This window comes from Deinococcus terrestris (genome assembly GCF_009377345.1).
In the GTDB taxonomy this organism is placed as follows: Bacteria; Deinococcota; Deinococci; order Deinococcales; family Deinococcaceae; genus Deinococcus; species Deinococcus terrestris.
The window spans coordinates 154,869-172,822 of record NZ_WBSL01000003.1; the positions used below are offsets into that span (position 1 = coordinate 154,869).

The following is a 17,954-nucleotide window of genomic DNA, read 5'->3' on the forward strand; positions in this document are numbered from 1 at the left end:
AGCACGAAACACTAAAGGTGAGGGTATCAGACGAGGGGGGAGGGGGGCAAGTGGCAAAGGGCAGGCTCACGAGTCGGTTTTCTGCCTTAATAAGTCTCTGACGAAGTTATTCTTGTGATATGCCACAGACATTCAACGAGGCTGTTCAGTCGAGTGCACCCGGAGAGAACTCGGCACTACGCGCTCTACAAGCTTGGCAATATCTGATCGGCAAGGCGGCAAATCGACAGTTAGTGCAGTATGAAGAACTGCGGCTTCTTATGGATTTCCCGACTCCTACGCCCCTGACCCACCCTCTCGGGAATCTGATGTTTTACTGCCAGCAAAATGCTTTGCCGCCCCTGACTATCCTTGTTGTCAATAGGTCCGGGATTCCAGGCGGAGGTTTCAGCGCAGCGCCGTTGGAGGAATATCACCAGAGGCGCGAGGAAGTGTTCAACTATCCCTGGTTCAAACTCGTCCCACCTACTGTTCAAGCTCTGAAGCAGGCCAGAGAGAGGGCCGGAGGTAAGGAGGTAGAGCAGTGAGCTTATTCCTTCCTACTCCCCCTCTACCAACGCCTCAATCGCCAGCCGGTACCCCAGAAACCCCAGCCCGCTGATCTTGCCCCGGCACACGGCCGCCGTCACCGACTTATGCCGGAACTCCTCACGGGCGTCCACGTTGGAGATGTGGACCTCCACGACCGGGAGGCGCTGTCCGGCGATGGCGTCGCGCAGGGCGTAGGAGTAGTGGGTCAGCGCCCCTGGATTCAGCACGATGCCCGCAAAGCCGTGGTCCTCGGCGTCCTGAATCCACTCCAGCAGTTGGCCCTCGTGGTTATTCTGGCGGCAGGTGACGGGCACGCCAAGTTCCGCGCCCCATTCCTCGCACAGCCGTTCGAGGTCTTCGAGGGTCTGAGAGCCGTACACGCCCGGCTCGCGCAGGCCGAGGCGGTTCAGATTCGGGCCGTTCAGGACGAGAATCATGCCCCAGCGTAGCGGGTCAGCGCACAGGGAGGAGGTCGGTTTGCCACGCCGCGAACTCCCGCCGCAGCACCTCCTCCGGCACCCGCCCCAGGTAAGGCTGCCCCAGGTCACGCAGCAGCACGAAGCGCACGCCCTCCGCGTCGGCCTTTTTATCGCGGGCCATATAGGGCCACAGGTCATGGAAGGTCAGGTCAGGGAAGAGTGTGGGCTGCTGCCAGCGCAGGAAAGCCAGCGCGTGCCCGGTCAGGTCAGCCCCGCCCATCGCCCGCGAGAGCCGCGCCGCGTAGTGCATCCCGTAAGCCACTGCCTCGCCGTGGGAGACGGCGTGGTGCGTGTGGGCTTCCAGCGCGTGCGCCAGCGTGTGCCCGAAGTTGAGGAAGGCTCGCTCACCGCGCTCGGTGGGGTCGCGGGTCACGACCTCCGCCTTAACCCGGATAGCGTCCGCGAGGGTGTCCTCCAGCCCCGTGCCGCCGGGCCGGAACTCCGGCGAGAGGACGCGGGCCAGCAGGGAGGGGTCCGCGATCAGGCCGTGCTTGTACGCTTCGGCGGCGCCTTCGCGGAAGACAGCGGGGGGAAGGGTCGCCAGCGTCTCCACGTCGCACCAGACGGCCCCCGGGGGGTGAAAGGCCCCCACCAGATTCTTGCCCTCGGGCAGATTCACGCCCGTCTTGCCGCCCACCGCCGCGTCCACCATGCCCAGCAGCGTGGTCGGCAGGGTGTAGAAGGCCACGCCCCGCAGGTACGAGGCCGCCACGAAGCCCGCGAGGTCGGTCGCCGCGCCGCCCCCCAGCCCGACGACCGCCCCGTCACGCGGCAGGTTCGCCGCCGCCAGCCGCGAGAGCACGTCCGCGTAGACCGCCAGCGTCTTGCACTCGTCGCGTGGGGGAACGCTGACGGTGACGGTAGGGGAGAGGGCCGCCTGCACCGCCTCCACGAAGGTGGGGGGCAGATCGGCAGGGTGAATCAGGGCGACGTGACGCTGGGGGACCCGCACCTGCCCCAGCAGGCCCGCCCCCACGGACACGGTGTAGGGTTGATCGCCCCCGACCTCGACCCGGCGCACGCTAATCGGACGCCCGCTCAGCCACGGGCTCGGCCTCGTCCCACCCGGCGTCCGCGTCGGCCCAGGCCCACAGGCGGTCGATGACCTCCTCCACGATCTCCTCGGCGGGGCGGCCGTCGCTGTGGACGTGGATGGTGCCTTGGCGGTAGTGCGGCTCGCGCTCGTCCATCAGGGTGCGGATGCGCGAGAGGGGGTCGGAGGTCTTGAGCAGGGGCCGCTCGGAGTGGCGGGTGCGCTGGTAAACCGTCTCGGGGGAAGCCCACAGCACCACCACCGGGCCGCGTTCCAGCAGCCTCCGGCGGTTGGCCTCGTGGATAAAGGTGCCCCCGCCCAGGCTCACGACGGCGTGGTCCAGCCGCGTGACGCGCTCGACGACCTCCGACTCGCAGGCGCGGAAGTAGCCCTCGCCCTCCTGTTCAAACACCTCGGGGATGCTCTTGCCGACCACGCGGGTAATCAGCTTGTCGGTGTCCACGAAATGCAGGGCCAGCGCCCGCGAGAGTTCCCACCCCACGCGGCTTTTGCCCGTGCCCATAAAGCCCGCCAGCGCCACCCACGTGACGGGACGCTCGATCAGGCCGAACCCGTTCATGGAAGGCAGTCTAGGGCAAGTCGCCCCCGGCTTCCGGGTAAGGAGAACCTTTAGGGCCGGTGGGAGGACGCCGCCTCAGTACCCCCGCGCATACGCCCGCGCCGCTTCTACCCGCTCCTGAAGCTCCGGCAGGGTGTCGCCGCCGAATTTTTCCAGCACCGCGTCGGCCAGCACCCAGCCGATCACGCACTGGAGGATGACCCCGGCAGCGGGCACGGCGGTCGTGTCGCTGCGCTCGCGGGCGGCGTCCGACGCCTCGTGGCTGACCACGTTGACGGTTGGGAGGGGCTTCATCAGGGTGGCGATGGGTTTCATGGCGACCCGCACGATCAGTTCCTCGCCGTTGGTCATGCCCGCTTCCAGGCCGCCCGCCGCGTTGGTGTCGCGGGCGTAGGTGCCGCCCCGGTAATACACCGGGTCGTGGACGCCGCTGCCGGGCCGGGCCGCATTCTCGAAGGCCCGCCCGATCTCCACGCCCTTCATCGCCTGCACGCTCAGACAGGCCTGAGCGATTCTCCCGTCGAGCTTGCGGTCCCAGTGGACGTGGCTGCCCAGGCCCACCGGCAGGCCCCGGAAGCGCACCTCCAGAATGCCGCCGAGGGTGTCACCGTCCCGCTTGGCCTGATCAATGCGCTCGCGCATCATGGCCGCCGCGTCTTCGTCGGGGGTGCGGAGGTCGGAAGCTTCGATGGCCTCCAGCGCGTCCCACGAGAAGAGCTGTTGCGTCTCGACCCCGCCCAGGCTGGCGACGTAATTGGCTCCCTCCACGCCCAGTTCGCCCAGCAGCTTCAGCGCCACCGCTCCGACCGCCACCCGCGCCGCCGTCTCGCGTGCGGAGGCCCGCTCCAGCACGTCGCGCAGGTCCTTGTGACGGTACTTGATGCCCCCGGTCAGGTCGGCGTGGCCGGGGCGGGCGTCGGTGAGGGCCTTCTTGCGGGGCTCGTTCCCCGGCTCGGGCGACATGATCTCGGTCCAGTTGCGGTGGTCGCGGTTCTCGATCACCAGCGTGACGGGGGCGCCGGTCGTGCGGCCCGCCCGCACCCCGCTGAGAATTTGCGCCTCGTCCGTCTCGATCACCATCCGGCGCCCGCGCCCGTAGCCGCCCTGCCGCCGCCGCAGCCAGGGGTCGAGGTCGGGCTTGCCCAGCGGGAGCTGCGCGGGCAGCCCCTCGATGATGGCCGTCAGTTGCGGCCCGTGCGATTCCCCGGCGGTGAGGTACCTCACCGGGACTCCGGGGCGACGGGAGAGGGGAGGTCAGCAGGCGCAGGCATGGCTGGAATCTAGCGCCGCGCTGCCGGGGCCGACCGTGCCCTGCCCAAACAAACACGCCCCCCGGTCAGGGAGGGCGCGTGAGCAGGGGCGTGCGGGTTACTTGACGACCGTTCCCGTGATGATGACGAGGAGTTGCGTCTGCGAGCGGTCGGTGCGCTGCTGGCTGAAAGCGGCGCCGATCACGGGGATGCTGCTCAGCAGAGGCACCCCGTTGGTGGAGCGCGTCTCGGTGGTGCCCAGCAGGCCGCTCATCAGCACCGTCTGGCCGTTCTTGAAGGTGACGGTGCTCTGGGCTTCGGAGTTGGTGAAGTTCAGGAGGTTGGGCAGCTCGGTCGTGGGCAGCGCCCCGGCGATGTTGTTCACCTGCCCGCGCACCCGCAGCGTGATGGTGCCGTCGGGCGCGACCTGCGGATCGAAGAAGTCGAGGTTGAGGCCGTAGTCGATCTGCTTCTCGATGTTGCCTGCCGACGACGGAATGTTGATCTCCAGCCGCCCACCGCTCTTGATGGAGGCGGCGGCGTTCGCGGAGGCATTTTGCGACTTGGTCCCGGTGCCCAGCGACCGCTGCCCGCTCTGCATGGAGATGTTGCCGTCGTAGACGCGCTTGGTGAAGCCCTGGGTCTCCAGCGCCTGAAGGGTGGGGAAGATGTTGAAGCCCACCAGCGAGCGCGTGGGGTCGAAGGTCGCGCCCAGCCCACTGCCGCCCACATTGACGTTAAAGCCCCCGAAGTTGACCTTCCAGTCCATGCCCAGGGTCCGCGCGGCCGTCTCGTTGATCTCCTGAATGCGGACCTGCACGTTGATCTGCGGCACTACCTGATCAAGTTGGGGGATGAGTTCGGCCACCTGAGCGACCTGCGTGGGCGTCCCGCGCACGATTAAGGTGTTCGTGCGGCGGTCGGCGATCAGGGTGGCGGCGTTGGGGTTGGCGGCCGGGGTTTCCGCCGCCTGCGCGGTCTGGGCCTGCGCCGCGTTGGTGTTCGAGGCAGGCACCGTCACGGTGATCGCGTTGCCGTTGGCGTCGGTGGCGTTGACGGGCACGTTCGTGATGGCGGGTTTTTCCGGAGTCACCTCGCGGGCCAGCGTGCCCTCCAGGGTGGCCTTGACCTCCTCGGCGCTCGCGTTGATCAGGGTGAAGACGCGCTGCACGATCTGCGGCCCGGTCTGGGCGGGCGGGGCGGCGCGGTCCACCTGACCCAGCAGGGCCAGCGCCGCGTCGAGCTGCGTCTGCGGCCCGGTCAGGACGAGCTGCCCGGTCTGGCCCACGGGCGTGACCTTCAGCGTGGAGAACTGTGCTCCCAACAGGGTCACGATGTCGGCCTGCTGGCCCTTGACCGCATAGACGCGCTGGGCGGTGGCGACCTCCGGCTGGGCGGAAGCGGCGGGGCGGTCCACCTGCCCCAGCAGCGTCATCGCCGCTTCCAACCGGTTTTGCGGCCCAGTGATCACAATCTGGCCGGTCTGCCCCACGGCGGTGGCCCGCAGTTCGGGAAACTGGGCGGTCAGCAGGGCCGTCACGTCGGCGGCGGCACCCTTCACCGTATAGATACGCTGCACGGTGGGCGGCTCGCTGGGCGCAGCGCGGACATTGGCGGGTTGCGCCGCCACGATCTCCGCGAGCAGGCGCTCGACCTGCGCGACTTCCTGATTGGTGCCCCGAACGATGACGCTGTTGGAGGCCGTCTCCGCGATGATCCGCAGGGTGGGCGAGTCGAGGACGATCTCTTCGCGGGTCGTCTCGGAGGAGCTGGAGGTACTTCCCTGTCCGCCGGTGCTCTGGCCCGTGCTGACTGTCTTCAGGCTGCCGAAGGACAGCTTGAGTTGCCGCTCGACCAGGGGGGCACTCAGGGCGGCAGGCAGGCGCACGATCTTCTGCACCGGGCGGGCGGTCACGCGCAGCACGGGCCTGCCGCCGATTTGCAGTGTCTCGTAGCTCAGGCCGTACAGGTCGAGGACCAGCGGCCAGACCTCGTTGAAGGGCTTGTTGACCACGCTGTAGGTCACCAGCGCGGGGGCCGCGCCGCCCGCCGCCGCACCCGCCCCGCCCAGGCCGTTCGCCTGCAAGATTCCTTCCACGCCGGGTTCCAACAGAATCTCGTACCCGGCGCTCTTGGCGAGGGCCAGCAGCATGGAGGTCAGGTCGCTGCCTGCCCGGCGCAGATCAAAGGTGACGGCGGCGCCGGAAAGCTGGCGGTCGGCCGTGCCCGTCTGGGCGGTGACCGGAGCGGGGGCGGAGGGCTGCGCGGCGGCCATGCCGAGCGCGGCGGTCAAGAGCAGGGCGTATCTCTTCATGGCTCACCTTGGTCGCGGAAGGGGTCGGGGGTGGGAACGGCGAGGGCCAGCGCGAGGCGGGGGTCCGCCGGGAACTCGGTCTGGGCAGCGTCGAACTCGGGAATGAAGGCGAGGTCGCCCCATGCGGACAGGACCTCGGCGGGCTGGCGCACGATCACCACGGGCAGCGGCTCGGTCAGGCCGGTGGGCTGGGTCTCTTCTCCGAGGTCCAGTGTCTCGCCGCCGAATTCGAGGGTGACGCCGGAAGTGCGGACCTCGCGCACGACCACGTCCGAGTCGGGGAGGGTCTGCCCCTGCGAGACGACCACGTAGCCGCCATTGGAGCGGAAGATCACGGTGTTCACTGGGCCGAGGACGGCGGCGTCGAATTCCAGATCGCGGGTCTGCACCAGGGCGTCCAGGGGGCTGGCGGCGTTCGTGCCTCCCTCCAGGCCGAACTGGGTGACGGGCTGGGGGGTGCCCGGCGCGGTGGCGGGTGCCGGAGCGGGGCTGGCCGCCGGAGTGGGGGTCACGGTGCCCAGCCCGATGGGGTCGCGGGGCACGCTCACGCCCGCCACCGGGGCCGGACGGGGCGCCGGGGGAACAGTGCCGGAGACGGCCGGAGCCGTCGCCGGGGTGCGGCTGCCGGAGGGACGGCCCGTGCTCGCCGCTGGAGGCGTCGCCGCAGGCCGCGAGGAGGACGCGCTGGGACGGCTCGTCCGGGGCGTGGAGGCCGTGGGGCGGGTTGTCGCCGGGGTGGGGCGGGTCACGCTGACGCCTCCCGTGCCGGGCAGGGTCGGCGTGGGCAGCGCCCCGGAGGGCCGGACGGCGGGAGAGGGGGCCGCTGTGTCCGGTGACGCGGAGGGGTTCCCCGTTCCCGGCAGGGGCGAGAGCGCCAGGGCGCCGCCGCTGCTCGGGGCGGGTTCGCTCGCCGGGAGGGAGACGGGGTCGGCGGTGGGAGCTTCCGGGGCCGCTGCGACCGGGGACGCGGGGGCCTCGCCGCCCTCGGTGCGCTCCAGTTCCAGCGGCCGGAAGGGGTTGCGGCCCGGCAGCGCGGCGAGGGGGGTGTCGGGGTTGATGCCGCCCGGCGTGGGGACCGCCTCGGCGGTTTCCCCAGCTTCCGCCTCTTCAGCGGTCCCGAAGGCGGGAATCTGGGGCACCTCGGTCTCGCCGCTGGGCTCGACCGGCACGGCAGCTTCAGCACCGGGGGCCGGGGTGACCGCCGCCTCTGTGTTCTCCTCGCCCCCGGCGGGCGGGTCGCCGGTAGGGGTGGGGGCGGGCGCGTCTGCCAGGGCCGCCGCGTCCCGGTTCGAGGTCCAGACGAACCAGCCGCCCAGCAGTGCCAGCAGCAGCAGCAGCGCGAGCACCAGCCGCATCTCGCGCGAGAGCATGGGGGGCTTGCCTCCGTCGGTGGGTCGGGAGGTCACTGGGCACCTCCTTCAGCGGGGGCGGCGGGGGTGGCCGGAGCTTCGGGGGCCTGGGCCGCGCCGCCCTCAGGCGCCGCGCCCGCCGCGCTGGGGTCGTAGGTGTACACGGTGAGGTTCAGCGTGCCCTCCAGGGTGGGGTTGTACGAGGTGGCGGCGGGCATCTGGAGGCCCACCCCGCCCACCGTCGTGAAGCGGTTCATGGTCTCCAGGCTGCGCAGCGCCCGGAACACTTCGGCGTACTGGCCCTGCACCCCGAGGCTCAGGCCGATGGGCCGCACCCCGCCGGGCAGGCCCTCACCGGGGCCACTTTGCACGGCAAAGGTGCTCAGCTCGGCGCCCGCCGCGAGCACGTTGCGCCGCACCTCGTCCAGCACAGTGCCGAACTGCGCGGTGGGGGGCAGCGCCCGCAGGAACTGGTCGCGCTCGACCCGCAGCCCCGCCACCGTCTCGCGCAGTTCGGGCAGCGCCCGCTGGGCAGCGCGGTAGCGGTCGGCGGTCAGGCGGGTGGTTTCCAGATTGCCCTCCAGCAGGGTGATTTCCTGCACGCGGGTCTGGTAGCGCCCGAAGTACCACGCCGTCAGCAGCAGCGCACTCCCGGCCAGCGCCAGCAGGAACAGGGTCCGGGGCGCGAGGCCGGACAATTGAAGCCTGGGCTTAGCCATTGTTGCCTCCGGTGCCGCCGCCGACGGGCTCGGCGGGCGGGGCCTCGGGAGCCGGGGTGCCCTCGGGGGCGGGGGTGCCCGCCGCGTCTGCCGGGGCCGCCGCTGGGGCCTCGCCCACCAGCCCCACCGAGGCGGCGAAGGTGTAGCGGCCCTCTTCGCCCTCGCGCTGCACGCCCCGGAAGTTGACCGCGAAGCCGGGGCTGTTCTCGAAGGCGTTCAGGAAATTCACGACCGACTGCTGGCTGCGGGCCGTGCCCGAGAGGTCGAACTCGCGCACCACGTTCTTGCCCGCGTACACGCCGGTCTGCTGAAGGCCGCCCAGCGCGGCGGCGTCCAGCGTCTTGACCGTCATGGAGGTCAGCGCCACCCCGCCCCCGCTGGGAAGCTGGGCGGAAAAGGCCGCGAGGTCGTTTGTCCAGTAGGTCTTGCCGTCCCGGAGCTGGGTGGCGACCGCCGTCACGCCCTCCAGGGTGCGCTGCTCGGCCACCAGCCCGTCGTACTCGGTCTTGGCGCCCTGAAGCGCCGCGATCTCGCCCTGAAGCTGCGCTTCCTCGTCGCGCAGCGCCGCCAGGCGGCCCCCCACGCGGGCCTCGCCCAGCGCGATCAGCAGCAGCGAGAGGCCCAGCACTCCGGCGGCGCCGTACTTCCAGCCGTCGGGCCGGGTGCTGCGGCGCTCGGTCTGCGGCAGCAGGTTGATCTCAACCATGCGGCACCCCCCGCAGCGCGAGGCCCAGCGGCACGGTGAATTCGGCGGCGTGCTGCTGGAGGTAACCGGGATCGGCGCCCGACGCGCTGGTGTCGACCGTCAGCCAGGGATTGGCGACGTCCACCCGGAAGCCCAGCGCGTCGCTGATGGCATTTTCCAGCCCGCGCAGCTTGGCCCCGCCCCCCGCGACGAAGGTTCGGTCGATCACCACGTCGCCCGACTGCACCCGGTAGAACTCCAGCGAGCGCCGCACTTCGGTCACCAGGTCGGCCAGCACGGGCCGGATGACCTCGAAGATGCGGGCGGGGCTGTATTGCTCGCGGGCGAGGTCGAAGTTCAGCAGGTCCTCCTCGGCCTCGGTGGGCGTCGACGCCATCGCGTAGCCCAGCTTGATCTCCTCGGCGGCGCCGAAGTCGAGGTCGAAGGCCCTTTGCAGCGCGGTCGTGAAGTCGTCGGCGGCCACCGCGATGTTGCGGGCCATCAGGATGCGGTCGCCGCGCACCAGGCTGATGACACTGCTGCTCGCGCCGATTTCCAGCACCAGCGCGACCTCGCTGTGCTCGGTGTAGTTCTTGCCCGCCAGCGTCGTCTTGTTGAGGTGCTCGCCCAGCAGGTTGCCGCGCAGCGCCCGCAGGGTGGCGAAACTCTTGAGGTCCACCACCACGGGTTCCAGGCCCGCCAACCGCAGCACTTCGGCCTGCCGGGCGACCGCCTCGCTGGGCGCCGCCGCGATCACGGCCTCCATCTGGCCGTCTTCCGCGATCTGGGCGGGATCGTCGAGCAGGTCGTAGTCGAGGTTTACCTCGTCGATGGGATAGGGGATGTAGCGCTCGGCCTCCCACTTGATCGCCTCGTCGAGGTCCCCACGCTCCATGCGCGGCACCATGATGTTGCGCGTCACCGCCGACTGGTTGGGCACGGCGGTGACGGCGTGCCGGGCGGTGATCCCGTGCGCCGCGAGCAGCCCGCGCAGTTCGGTCGCTACCGCCTGCGGGTCGGCCACCAGGCCGTCGCGCATGCTGCCGATGGGGGTCGGGGTCATGACCGCGTGGTGCAGGGCGGGAGGCGCACCGGGCCGCAGCGCCACCACCTTGATGGCGCTCGTTCCGATCTCCACGCCGATGGCCGCCGGTCGCGGTCGGGTGAGGCGTTGTAGCAGGCTTGACATTCTCCCTCCAGGGGCGGGGCGGATTTAAGACTTCTCACCGAGATCGGACCGGGGGGCTTCGCCCGCGCCGCAGCGTCATGCTGGGGGCGGCAGCTGCGTCGGCCGATATCGTCGCCCATGCAACCACCCCCCCCGTCACCGAACTCTGACAGCCGAAAAGACTGCGCTGGAACGCCTCCGCCCCTGATCCCCCCGAATCATGAAGACGCGCCCCGCCGGGGAGGAGACGGGGCGCGGGGGCGGGCCGGACTCAGCGGCGGACCGGCTCCAGATCCGTCCCGAAGACCCGCACCGCGCCACCGGGCGCGACCGTCACCACGTCCGCCCCGACCAGGCCGACTCGCCCCGGCCCATGCGGCACGCGGGCGAGCACCCGTCCGGAGGCGTCCAGCCGCTGCAACGCCTCGCCCGTCAGCCGGAAGCGGTCCACCCGCGTGGCGGCGGTGGGCAGGGTAAAGGTGGCGGCTCCGGTCGGCGTGGCGGCCAGGACGGGAAGCGGGCTGACCTCCACCACCGCCCCGTCCGCGACCCGGCGCAGGGTTCCGGCAACCAGGGCATAGTCCTCGCCGTCGCCGCCCGTGACGGCCGCCGTGGGCGCTCCGGCCACGCCCCGCGCGGGCTGCCCCGCGTAGGTCACCGCCGTGCCGTCCTCACGGTAGGCGCGGGTGCTCGACAGGGCCACCACCCGGCCCACCGGCACCGAGCGGGCCGCCCGGTCCAGGGTCAGCAGAATGCCCGCGCCGGGCAAGGCCACCCAGGCGTCGCCGTCATTCCAGGCGACCGCAACCGCCGGGCCAGGCAGGCGGGGGCAGGTCGCGCGGTAAGAGGGGACACGGGCCACGCAGGCGCGTCCGGCCTCGATCCAGGCCACCCCGTCGGCGGAAAAGACCGCGTCGAATGCGGGGACGGTCAGAGCAGCGCGGGAAGCCGTGTCGGAGGAAGTCGCGGGAGCGCAGGCGGCGAGGAGGGGCAGCGGGGTCAGCCAGAGGAGGGGGCGCATGGGGACATTGTTTCTTGTCCAGGACTGAGAAGGTGGGGCCGCCCCTGTCCCTGCTCCCTGCTGCGGCCCCGCCCTACCCCCTTGCCTCCAGCAGCGCTCCCACCACCACGTCCAGCCCCACGCCTTCCTGCGCCCGCTTTTCCGGCGTCCACGAGATGCCCCGGCTGGCCTTGACCAGAATCACGTCGCCGTCCTTTACCTCCATTAGCAGATCGGCCAGCAGTTCGGGCACGGTGGGGTGGGCACGGTCGCCCAGTTCATGAGCGAAGGCCCCCACCCCGTAGGTCAGGTCGGCCCGCCGCCGGGCGTGGGCGCCGACCTCCGCGTGCAGCTCGCGCTCCGTCTCGCCTAGCTCCAGCATTCGCCCCAGCACGCTGATGCGGCGGCCTGGAAAGGCGGCGAGGGCATCCAGCGCGGCGGTCACGGCGAGGGGAGAGGCGTTGTAGGCGTCGTCGATCACCGTGTAGCGGCCCGGATGGACCCGATACCGGCCCCCCGGCACCTGCACCCCGGCGAGGCGGGCGGCGGCCTCCTCCAGCCCCACCCCCGCCTCCGCCGCGAGCGCGAGGCCCAGCACCGCCGCTTCCGCTTGCACCCGCGAGGCCAGCGGCAGGGTGACGGGAAGGCCCCGGAAGGTGAAAGACGCGCCCCTCGACGTCACATCCAGTCCCTCCCCGGCGTGGGTCACCCCCTCCCCGAAGCCGTAGGTCGGCGTGCGCGGGAACCATGGCGCAGCCTGGGTGCCCACCAGCCCCCGGCGGCCTTGCAGGATCACGCCCTTCTCGCGGGCGACCCCCTCCAGGCTGCCCAGTTGCTCCAGGTGCGCGGCCCCGATGCTGGTCACCACGCCCACGTCCGGCCGCACGAGGTCCACCAGCTCGGCCATCTCGCCCACCCGGTCGATGCCCATCTCCACGACCAGGGGACGCCCGCCGCGCCCGTGCTCCACCAGGAAGCAGGCGATGGCGGGCATGGTGTTGTAGACGGGCATGTAGGCCGCGTCCAGCGCCGCCGCTGCGTAGCTCTTGGCGGTCGTCTTGCCCACGCTCCCCGTGATGCCGACCACCAGCGGACTGTGTGCCCGTTCCGAGCGTGCCCAGGTGAACAGGGCCTCCCGCGCATCCGGGACCCTTACCGCCCGCTCCACGTCCAGGTCGGTCAGCACAAAGGGGGCGCCTGCCGCCAGCGCCGCCTCTACAAAGCGGTTGCCGTGCATCGTCTCGCCGGGCAGGGCCACGAAGGCGACCTCGGGGGACGCCTCGCGCGAGTCCCAGGTCAGGCGCGTGGCAGGGCGGGCGGCGGGGTGGACGGTGGCGGCAAAGGGGAGCGGGCCGTGCGGGTCGAGCATGGGCGGAGGATACCGGGGGAGCGGCCGCGCCGTAGTCTGGCCGCATGACCCACCACCACCTCGGCCCCGAGTCCATCCACACCGTTTGGGACCGCGACCTGCCCCCGGCCCTGAGCATCCGCCCCGGCGATACGGTCACCTTCGAGACGCTGGACGCCTCGGACGGCGGGGTGGCGCGGCGGGCGGCGCAGGGGGAGGTGTCCGGCCCGCCCGAACTGCTCGCGCTCGCGGCGGCGGATGCCCACGGCCCGCGCTCTGGCCCACGCGGTCATCCCCTGACTGGCCCCGTCTTCGTGGAGGGCGCCGAAGCGGGCGACGCCCTGCGGGTGGAGTTGCTAGAGGTTCGCACTGCCGCCTGGGGCTGGACCGGCTGCCGTCCGGACGGCATCGGCCTGCTGGACGCCGCGCTGGGCGCCGAGGGCCTGAAGCCCTACACCCACCTCTGGGACCTGCGGGCGGGCGACCACGCCGAGTTCCTGCCGGGCATCCGGGTTCCGCTGGCCCCCTTTCCGGGCGTGATGGGCGTGGCACCGGGCGAGCCGGGGCCGCACCCCACCGCGCCGCCCCGCTCGGTGGGCGGGAACATGGATATCCGGCAACTGGTCGCGGGGAGCACCCTCTGGCTGCCGGTCGAGGCGGCGGGGGCGCTGTTCTCGGTGGGCGACCTGCACGCGGCGCAGGGGGACGGCGAGCTGTCGGGCACCGGGATCGAGTGCGCGGGGCAGGTGACCCTCCGCTTCGGCCTGGAGCGGGGCGCGAACCTCTCCACCCCCGAGTTCGCCACTCCCACCCACGGCGGCACGAGCACCCGTTGGCACGCGACCACCGGCCACCACCCCGACCTGATGGAAGCCGCCCGCCTTGCCCTGCGCCCGCTGCTGCGGCGGCTGGAGGCCCGTGGGTTGACGCTGGAGCAGGCCTATGTGCTCTCCAGCGCCTGCGTGGACCTCAAGATCAGCCAGATCGTGGACGCGCCGAACTACACGGTGAGCGCCTTCCTGCCGCTGGACGTGTTCGGGGAGGAGTGATTCTCTGTCCCCGTCCCTCCAGTGAGCGGTCAGGAGGACCGGGCCAGCTCCGCCTCGGCGCCCTGGCGCACGACCGCCTCCCGCAGCGCCGCCGGAGTGTGAACCCGCCCGCCTTGCACCACCGCCGCGATCTGCCGGGTGGCCCGCAGATCGCGCAGGGGGTCGCCGCGCACGACGAGCACATCTGCTGCCGCCCCCTCCCGCAGCACGCCGAGGTCCGGCCGCCCCAGAATCTGTCCTGCCTGGCTCGTCGCGGCCTTGAGGGCGTCCAGGGGAGAGAGCCCGGCCCGCGTCAGCAGCTCCAGCTCCTGATGCAGCCCGCCGCCGGGCAGGTTGAACGCGGCGGCGGGGGTATCGGTGCCTGCGCCGATGCGTCCGCCCAGCGCCCGGACGCGGGTCAGCAGTTCGGAGGCCAGCCGCAGGTCCGCGCGGGCGAGGTGGCGAACGGGGGCCGTGCCCGCGTGAACCCGCTGCCACTGCGACTGGAGGCTGGCCTGCACCGCGTCGTCCAGATTGGCCAGCGGCACGCCGGAGGTGTCGAAGACCTCATCGCTGGCGAGCGTGGCGAAGATCATCAGGGTGGGGACCAGGGCCGTACCTGCCTCCACCGTGAGGCCCGCGAGGTCGTCCAGCAGGGTGCCGTCCAGCGTCTCCGCGAGGGGGTCGCCGCCCATCCGCCGGTAGGCCAGCGCGTAGCCGGAGACGTGCTCGATGGTCCGCACCCCCAGCGCCAGCGCTTGCCGGGCGTCCACCCGCGCCCCCGTCAGCCCGCGTGTGCTCAGCATGCCGAGGTCGGTCATGACGGGCAGGCCCAGCTCCTCGGCACACCGGACCGCCGCCTCATAGACTTCCGGCGCGAGCTGCTCGTACAGCTTGAGCTGGGTGATGCCTTCCCCGTGCAGTCGGGCCACCGCGTCCCGCGCCTCCTGGGGCGTGTCCACCACCCATGCCCCGGCGCGGCGTTCCATGCCGTCGCCCGGCCGGTGGACGGCTTCCGGTCCGAAGTGGCGGAAAAAGGCGTCGGGGCCGTCCAGCAGCGGTCCAGCGGGCAGCAGCCGGGGCTTCAGGGCCAGCGCCTGCATGTGCTTCACCGTCTCCAACGAATTGCAGGCGTCCCGCACGGTCGTCACGCCCGCCGCCACGAACCAGGCCAGGTAACCGGGCCGCGCGTGAACATGCAGGTCGATCAGGCCCGGCATCAGCGTGCCCCCGGTACGGACGTGGAGGGCGTTCGCCGGGGCCGAGAGCGCCGCCCGCTCGCCCGCGAAGGTGACGCGCTCCCCTTCAATCACCACCGCGCCGTCCTCGGTCGCGTGCTCGTCCACCCCATTCCACAGGCGGCCCAGCAGCACCAGCGGCGCCGTGTGGTCGGTGCGTTCAGCCAACTGCGGCAGGGTCAGTTCGGTCATGCCCCGAGTGTCCGCGCCATACTGCTCTCCATGAAAGGCCCGAGTGCGAGTAGCTCTGGCGGCGACTTTTCCGAGGTCACTGATCCCGCCGCCATCGCCCTGCTGCTGCGCGAGCGGCCCCGGCGGGTGCTGGCCGCGTTCCTGAGCGGGGAGACGACTGTCTCGGCGGCGGCCCGCCAGACGGGGCTGGACCTGCGGGTCGTTCACCGGGACGTGGGGGCGCTCACGCGGGCCGGGCTGCTGCGGGTTGCCCGGCTGGAGCGGCGGGCGGGCCGCCCCGTCAAGCACTATCAGCCCAGCGCCAACGCCTATTTCGTGGACCACCTCAACACGCCCGCCGCCGATCTGGAGGAACTGTCCAGCCCGTCTGCCCTGCGGACCTACCACCTCTTTCACCACGCCGCCGACCGCGAATTCAGCCGTGCCCTGCGCGAGTCCGGGCGGCGCTGGGGCTGGCGGCTGTACGCGACCCCGGAGCCTCCGGGATACCACATGACCCAGGGCAGCCCGGCCGACCGCCGCGTCAGCGCCCTCCAGGAGTGGCAGGGACCCGCCGCGCGGATGCTGCAAGGCTTTCCCGTCTTTCGCCTCACCGATGAGCAGGCCCGCGAGCTGCAGCGCGACCTGATCGCCCTGATGCGGAAAGGAGAGGCGTACGAGCAGGCCAATGCCGGAGAGGGCCATCCCTTCCTGCTGCCGGTGGGCATCGCACCCCTGACCGAGGAGGAAGCGGCGGGGCTGCACCGCTGAGGGATGGGCCAGCATGCCAACGGAATGACCTGGCCCTCACCCCTTCTGCCGACCCCGCTCAATGACCGCCCCCAGCGTCAGCCCGAACATCACGCCCAGCGGTATCCCCAGCGCGAGGTGCCCCGTCGCGGCCCCCAGCGCCGTGCCCACCCCGATCCCGATGGTGAGGCCAGCCCCGAGGCCCGGTGTCGCGTTCTTGCATGGCTTCAGGCCCCAGCGTGCGCCCGCAACTTCTCAAGTGGATGAAACAAGGCGAAGGGCCGGGAAGTGCCCCGACCCTCCGACGTTCTCTTGCCTGCCTACTCCAGCGTCACCAGATAGTCGTACAGGTCCGGCCCGCCGGGGTGCACCTCCACCTCCGCCAGCGGGAAGGCGTGGCGGACGCGCTCGGCCAGGGCCTCCAAGCTGTCCGGCGTCCTCTGCGGCCCACCGAACACCGTGATGACCTCCTGGCCCTCGTAGCTGCGGTTGAGCATGTGCAGCACGCTGTCTTCGGGGGTGCCGCCCGATTGCACGAGTTCGTCGTCCTTCAACCCGATCACGTCGCCTTCCGTGATCTCCAGCGTCTTGCCTTCCCCCGTGGTGATGTTCGTCGAACGGCTCGCGCGGGTGACTTCAAAGGTGGTGACCCGGCCTGCCGCCTCCACCATCGCCTCACGCAGACTCCCCGCGTCGCTGTCGGGCTGGAAGGCGAGCGCCGCCCCGATGCCCTGCCCCAGCGTGCGGGTGGGCACGACCACGGCGCGGCCCTCCATCAGTTCCATCGCTTTCTCGGCGGCCATCAGGACGTTCTTGTTGTTGGGGAGGATCAGCACTTTCTCGGCGCTCACCGACCGCACCGCGTCCACGATGTCCTGCACGCTGGGATTGGCCGTCTGCCCGCCCGAGACGATGCGGGCACCCAGCGAGCGGAACAGCTTGACGAGGCCGTACCCGCTCGCCACCGCGACGAGGCCGGAAGGCGGCACCTCGTCCTCGGCGCGGGCCGCCGCGCCCGCCATGCCCAGAATCTCGGTGTGCTGCTCGGACATGTCCTCGACCTTGGTCTTGAGCATCCGCCCGTAGCGGCCCACCGTCGCCAGCAGCGCGTCGGGCTCGTTGGTGTGGATGTGGCCCTTGACGTAGCCTTCGGCCCCCACGACGAGCAGGCTGTCCCCGAACGGCGTCACGAGGTCGCGGATTTCCTCGATGGGCTTGGTCGCCTCCGACATCAGGAACTCGGTGCAGTAGCCAAATTCCTCAGTTTCAAACTGCTCGCCCGCGTAGCCCGTGATCTCGGGGGCCTCGGGCAGCGCCTCGCCGCGCAGGGCCGCCAGCATTCCCTGGACCACGTAGAGGTAGCCCTGCCCGCCGGAGTCGATCACGCCCGCCTGTTTGAGGGCCGGGAGCATTTCGGGCGTCTGGTCCAGCAATCTCTGCCCTTCAAACAGGGCCTGCTCCAGCACCGCGTCCACCGTCTCGCGCTCGCGGGGACCGCACGCCCCGTCTGCCACGCCCCGCGCCACAGTCAGGATGGTGCCCTCGACGGGCTTCATCACGGCCCCGTATCCGGCCTTCTGCGCGGCGCGGAAGGCGGCGGCGAGGGTGGCGGCGTCCACCGCGCCCACCCCGCGCACCGTCTCCGCGAAGCCCTTGAGCAGTTGCGAGAGGATCACGCCAGAGTTGCCCCGCGCCCCCAGCAGCGCCCCGTAGCTGATCGCGCGGGCGACCGAGGCCATGCTGGATTCGTCGCAGGTATCGAGTTCGCGCCGCACCGATTGCAGGGTGAGGTGCATGTTCGTGCCGGTGTCGCCGTCGGGGACCGGGTACACGTTCAGGGCGTTGACCTGCTCGCGGTACACGCCCAGCCAGTCGGTCGCCACCCGCATCATCCGGGCGAGGTCGGCGGGCGTCAGGGAAGTAGTGTGTTCAGGCACGTTGCACCCCCACCGCGTGAATCCGCGTCCCCTTCAGCTCGATCCCCGCCTGGGTCCGCACCAGATGCTCCACCCGCTCCTTGATGTTCTGGGCGACGGTGGGAATGCTGACCCCGTAGGCCATCACGATGTAGAGGTCGGCGGAATAGTCCCCGCCCTCGCGGGTCACCACGACGCCCTCGCGGGCGTTGGCGCGGCCCAGCACGCGGGAGATGCCTTCCTTGAGGTTCGCCGGGGCCATGCCCACCACGCCCGGCACCTCGTGCGCGGTCAGCCCGATGAGGGACGCGAGGGCGCCCTCGGTGATTTGAATGGAACCAGTCACAGTAAGGGGGAGTATACGGCGGGGCGTGAAAGGAGCCTGATGGGTGGGG

General features: G+C 71.2%; 17 protein-coding genes. 3 read left to right on the forward strand and 14 right to left on the reverse strand.

The genetic code is table 11. The features are described from left to right. Positions 1-119: 119 nt before the first annotated feature. Positions 120-527 carry a hypothetical protein gene (locus tag F8S09_RS09130; RefSeq protein WP_152871182.1) on the forward strand — a complete coding sequence of 136 codons (408 nt, stop codon included), beginning with the start codon at positions 120-122 and terminating at the stop codon, positions 525-527. 12 nt (positions 528-539) lie between these two features. Here F8S09_RS09130 and aroQ read toward each other — a convergent pair whose 3' ends face one another. From aroQ to murF, 11 genes are all read right to left on the reverse strand, one after another. Continuing rightward, positions 540-968 (reverse strand): type II 3-dehydroquinate dehydratase, encoded by a 429-nt coding sequence (gene aroQ, locus F8S09_RS09135; RefSeq protein WP_152871183.1) that lies wholly within the window; start codon positions 966-968, stop codon positions 540-542. Between the two features lie 16 nt (positions 969-984). Next, a complete protein-coding gene (aroB, locus tag F8S09_RS09140; protein WP_322618683.1) occupies positions 985-2,031 on the reverse strand; it encodes a 3-dehydroquinate synthase in 1,047 nt (348 codons plus the stop codon). Position 2,032: 1 nt separating this feature from the next. Next, a complete protein-coding gene (locus F8S09_RS09145; RefSeq protein ID WP_152871185.1) occupies positions 2,033-2,623 on the reverse strand; it encodes a shikimate kinase in 591 nt (196 codons plus the stop codon). 75 nt (positions 2,624-2,698) lie between these two features. Further along, positions 2,699-3,847 carry a chorismate synthase gene (gene aroC, locus F8S09_RS09150; RefSeq protein ID WP_322618684.1) on the reverse strand — a complete coding sequence of 383 codons (1,149 nt, stop codon included), beginning with the start codon at positions 3,845-3,847 and terminating at the stop codon, positions 2,699-2,701. A gap of 144 nt (positions 3,848-3,991) precedes the next feature. Next, positions 3,992-6,187, reverse strand: coding sequence for a type II secretion system protein GspD (locus F8S09_RS17980; RefSeq protein ID WP_152871186.1), 2,196 nt, complete (start codon positions 6,185-6,187; stop codon positions 3,992-3,994). Next, positions 6,184-7,593, reverse strand: coding sequence for a hypothetical protein (locus F8S09_RS09160; protein WP_152871187.1), 1,410 nt, complete (start codon positions 7,591-7,593; stop codon positions 6,184-6,186). Before F8S09_RS09160 ends, F8S09_RS17980 begins: the two co-directional genes overlap by 4 nt. Continuing rightward, the gene (pilO, locus tag F8S09_RS09165; protein WP_152871188.1) at positions 7,590-8,255 is read right to left on the reverse strand and encodes a type 4a pilus biogenesis protein PilO; all 666 of its coding nucleotides are present in this window, start codon (positions 8,253-8,255) and stop codon (positions 7,590-7,592) included. The genes F8S09_RS09160 and pilO overlap by 4 nt, the downstream gene beginning before the upstream one ends. Continuing rightward, positions 8,248-8,961, reverse strand: a complete 714-nt coding sequence (locus F8S09_RS09170; protein ID WP_152871189.1) for a fimbrial assembly protein — start codon at positions 8,959-8,961, stop codon at positions 8,248-8,250. The genes pilO and F8S09_RS09170 overlap by 8 nt, the downstream gene beginning before the upstream one ends. Next, on the reverse strand, positions 8,954-10,129 hold the full coding sequence (pilM, locus tag F8S09_RS09175) for a type IV pilus assembly protein PilM (protein WP_152871190.1): 1,176 nt from the start codon (positions 10,127-10,129) through the stop codon (positions 8,954-8,956). The genes F8S09_RS09170 and pilM overlap by 8 nt, the downstream gene beginning before the upstream one ends. Before the next feature lie 250 nt (positions 10,130-10,379). After that, entirely contained in the window at positions 10,380-11,129 is a 750-nt protein-coding gene (locus tag F8S09_RS09180) for a hypothetical protein (protein WP_152871191.1), read from the reverse strand. A 73-nt stretch (positions 11,130-11,202) separates the two neighbouring features. Beyond that, positions 11,203-12,477 carry a UDP-N-acetylmuramoyl-tripeptide--D-alanyl-D-alanine ligase gene (murF, locus tag F8S09_RS09185; RefSeq protein ID WP_152871192.1) on the reverse strand — a complete coding sequence of 425 codons (1,275 nt, stop codon included), beginning with the start codon at positions 12,475-12,477 and terminating at the stop codon, positions 11,203-11,205. A 44-nt stretch (positions 12,478-12,521) separates the two neighbouring features. Here murF and F8S09_RS09190 point away from each other — a divergent pair, with 44 nt between their 5' ends. After that, positions 12,522-13,505 carry an acetamidase/formamidase family protein gene (locus tag F8S09_RS09190; RefSeq protein ID WP_152871193.1) on the forward strand — a complete coding sequence of 328 codons (984 nt, stop codon included), beginning with the start codon at positions 12,522-12,524 and terminating at the stop codon, positions 13,503-13,505. Between the two features lie 29 nt (positions 13,506-13,534). Here the strand turns inward: F8S09_RS09190 and F8S09_RS09195 are convergent, their stop codons facing one another. Further along, positions 13,535-14,914: an amidohydrolase family protein gene (locus F8S09_RS09195; protein WP_152871194.1), complete on the reverse strand. Its 1,380-nt coding sequence runs from the start codon at positions 14,912-14,914 to the stop codon at positions 13,535-13,537. Positions 14,915-14,944: 30 nt separating this feature from the next. Here F8S09_RS09195 and F8S09_RS09200 point away from each other — a divergent pair, with 30 nt between their 5' ends. Beyond that, positions 14,945-15,664 (forward strand): helix-turn-helix transcriptional regulator, encoded by a 720-nt coding sequence (locus F8S09_RS09200; protein WP_152871195.1) that lies wholly within the window; start codon positions 14,945-14,947, stop codon positions 15,662-15,664. 299 nt (positions 15,665-15,963) lie between these two features. Here the strand turns inward: F8S09_RS09200 and F8S09_RS09205 are convergent, their stop codons facing one another. Together F8S09_RS09205 and F8S09_RS09210 are read right to left on the reverse strand one after the other, a co-directional pair. Beyond that, positions 15,964-17,535, reverse strand: coding sequence for a DAK2 domain-containing protein (locus tag F8S09_RS09205; protein WP_152871329.1), 1,572 nt, complete (start codon positions 17,533-17,535; stop codon positions 15,964-15,966). A gap of 37 nt (positions 17,536-17,572) precedes the next feature. After that, positions 17,573-17,905, reverse strand: a complete 333-nt coding sequence (locus tag F8S09_RS09210) for an Asp23/Gls24 family envelope stress response protein (protein ID WP_322618685.1) — start codon at positions 17,903-17,905, stop codon at positions 17,573-17,575. Positions 17,906-17,954 lie beyond the last annotated feature (49 nt).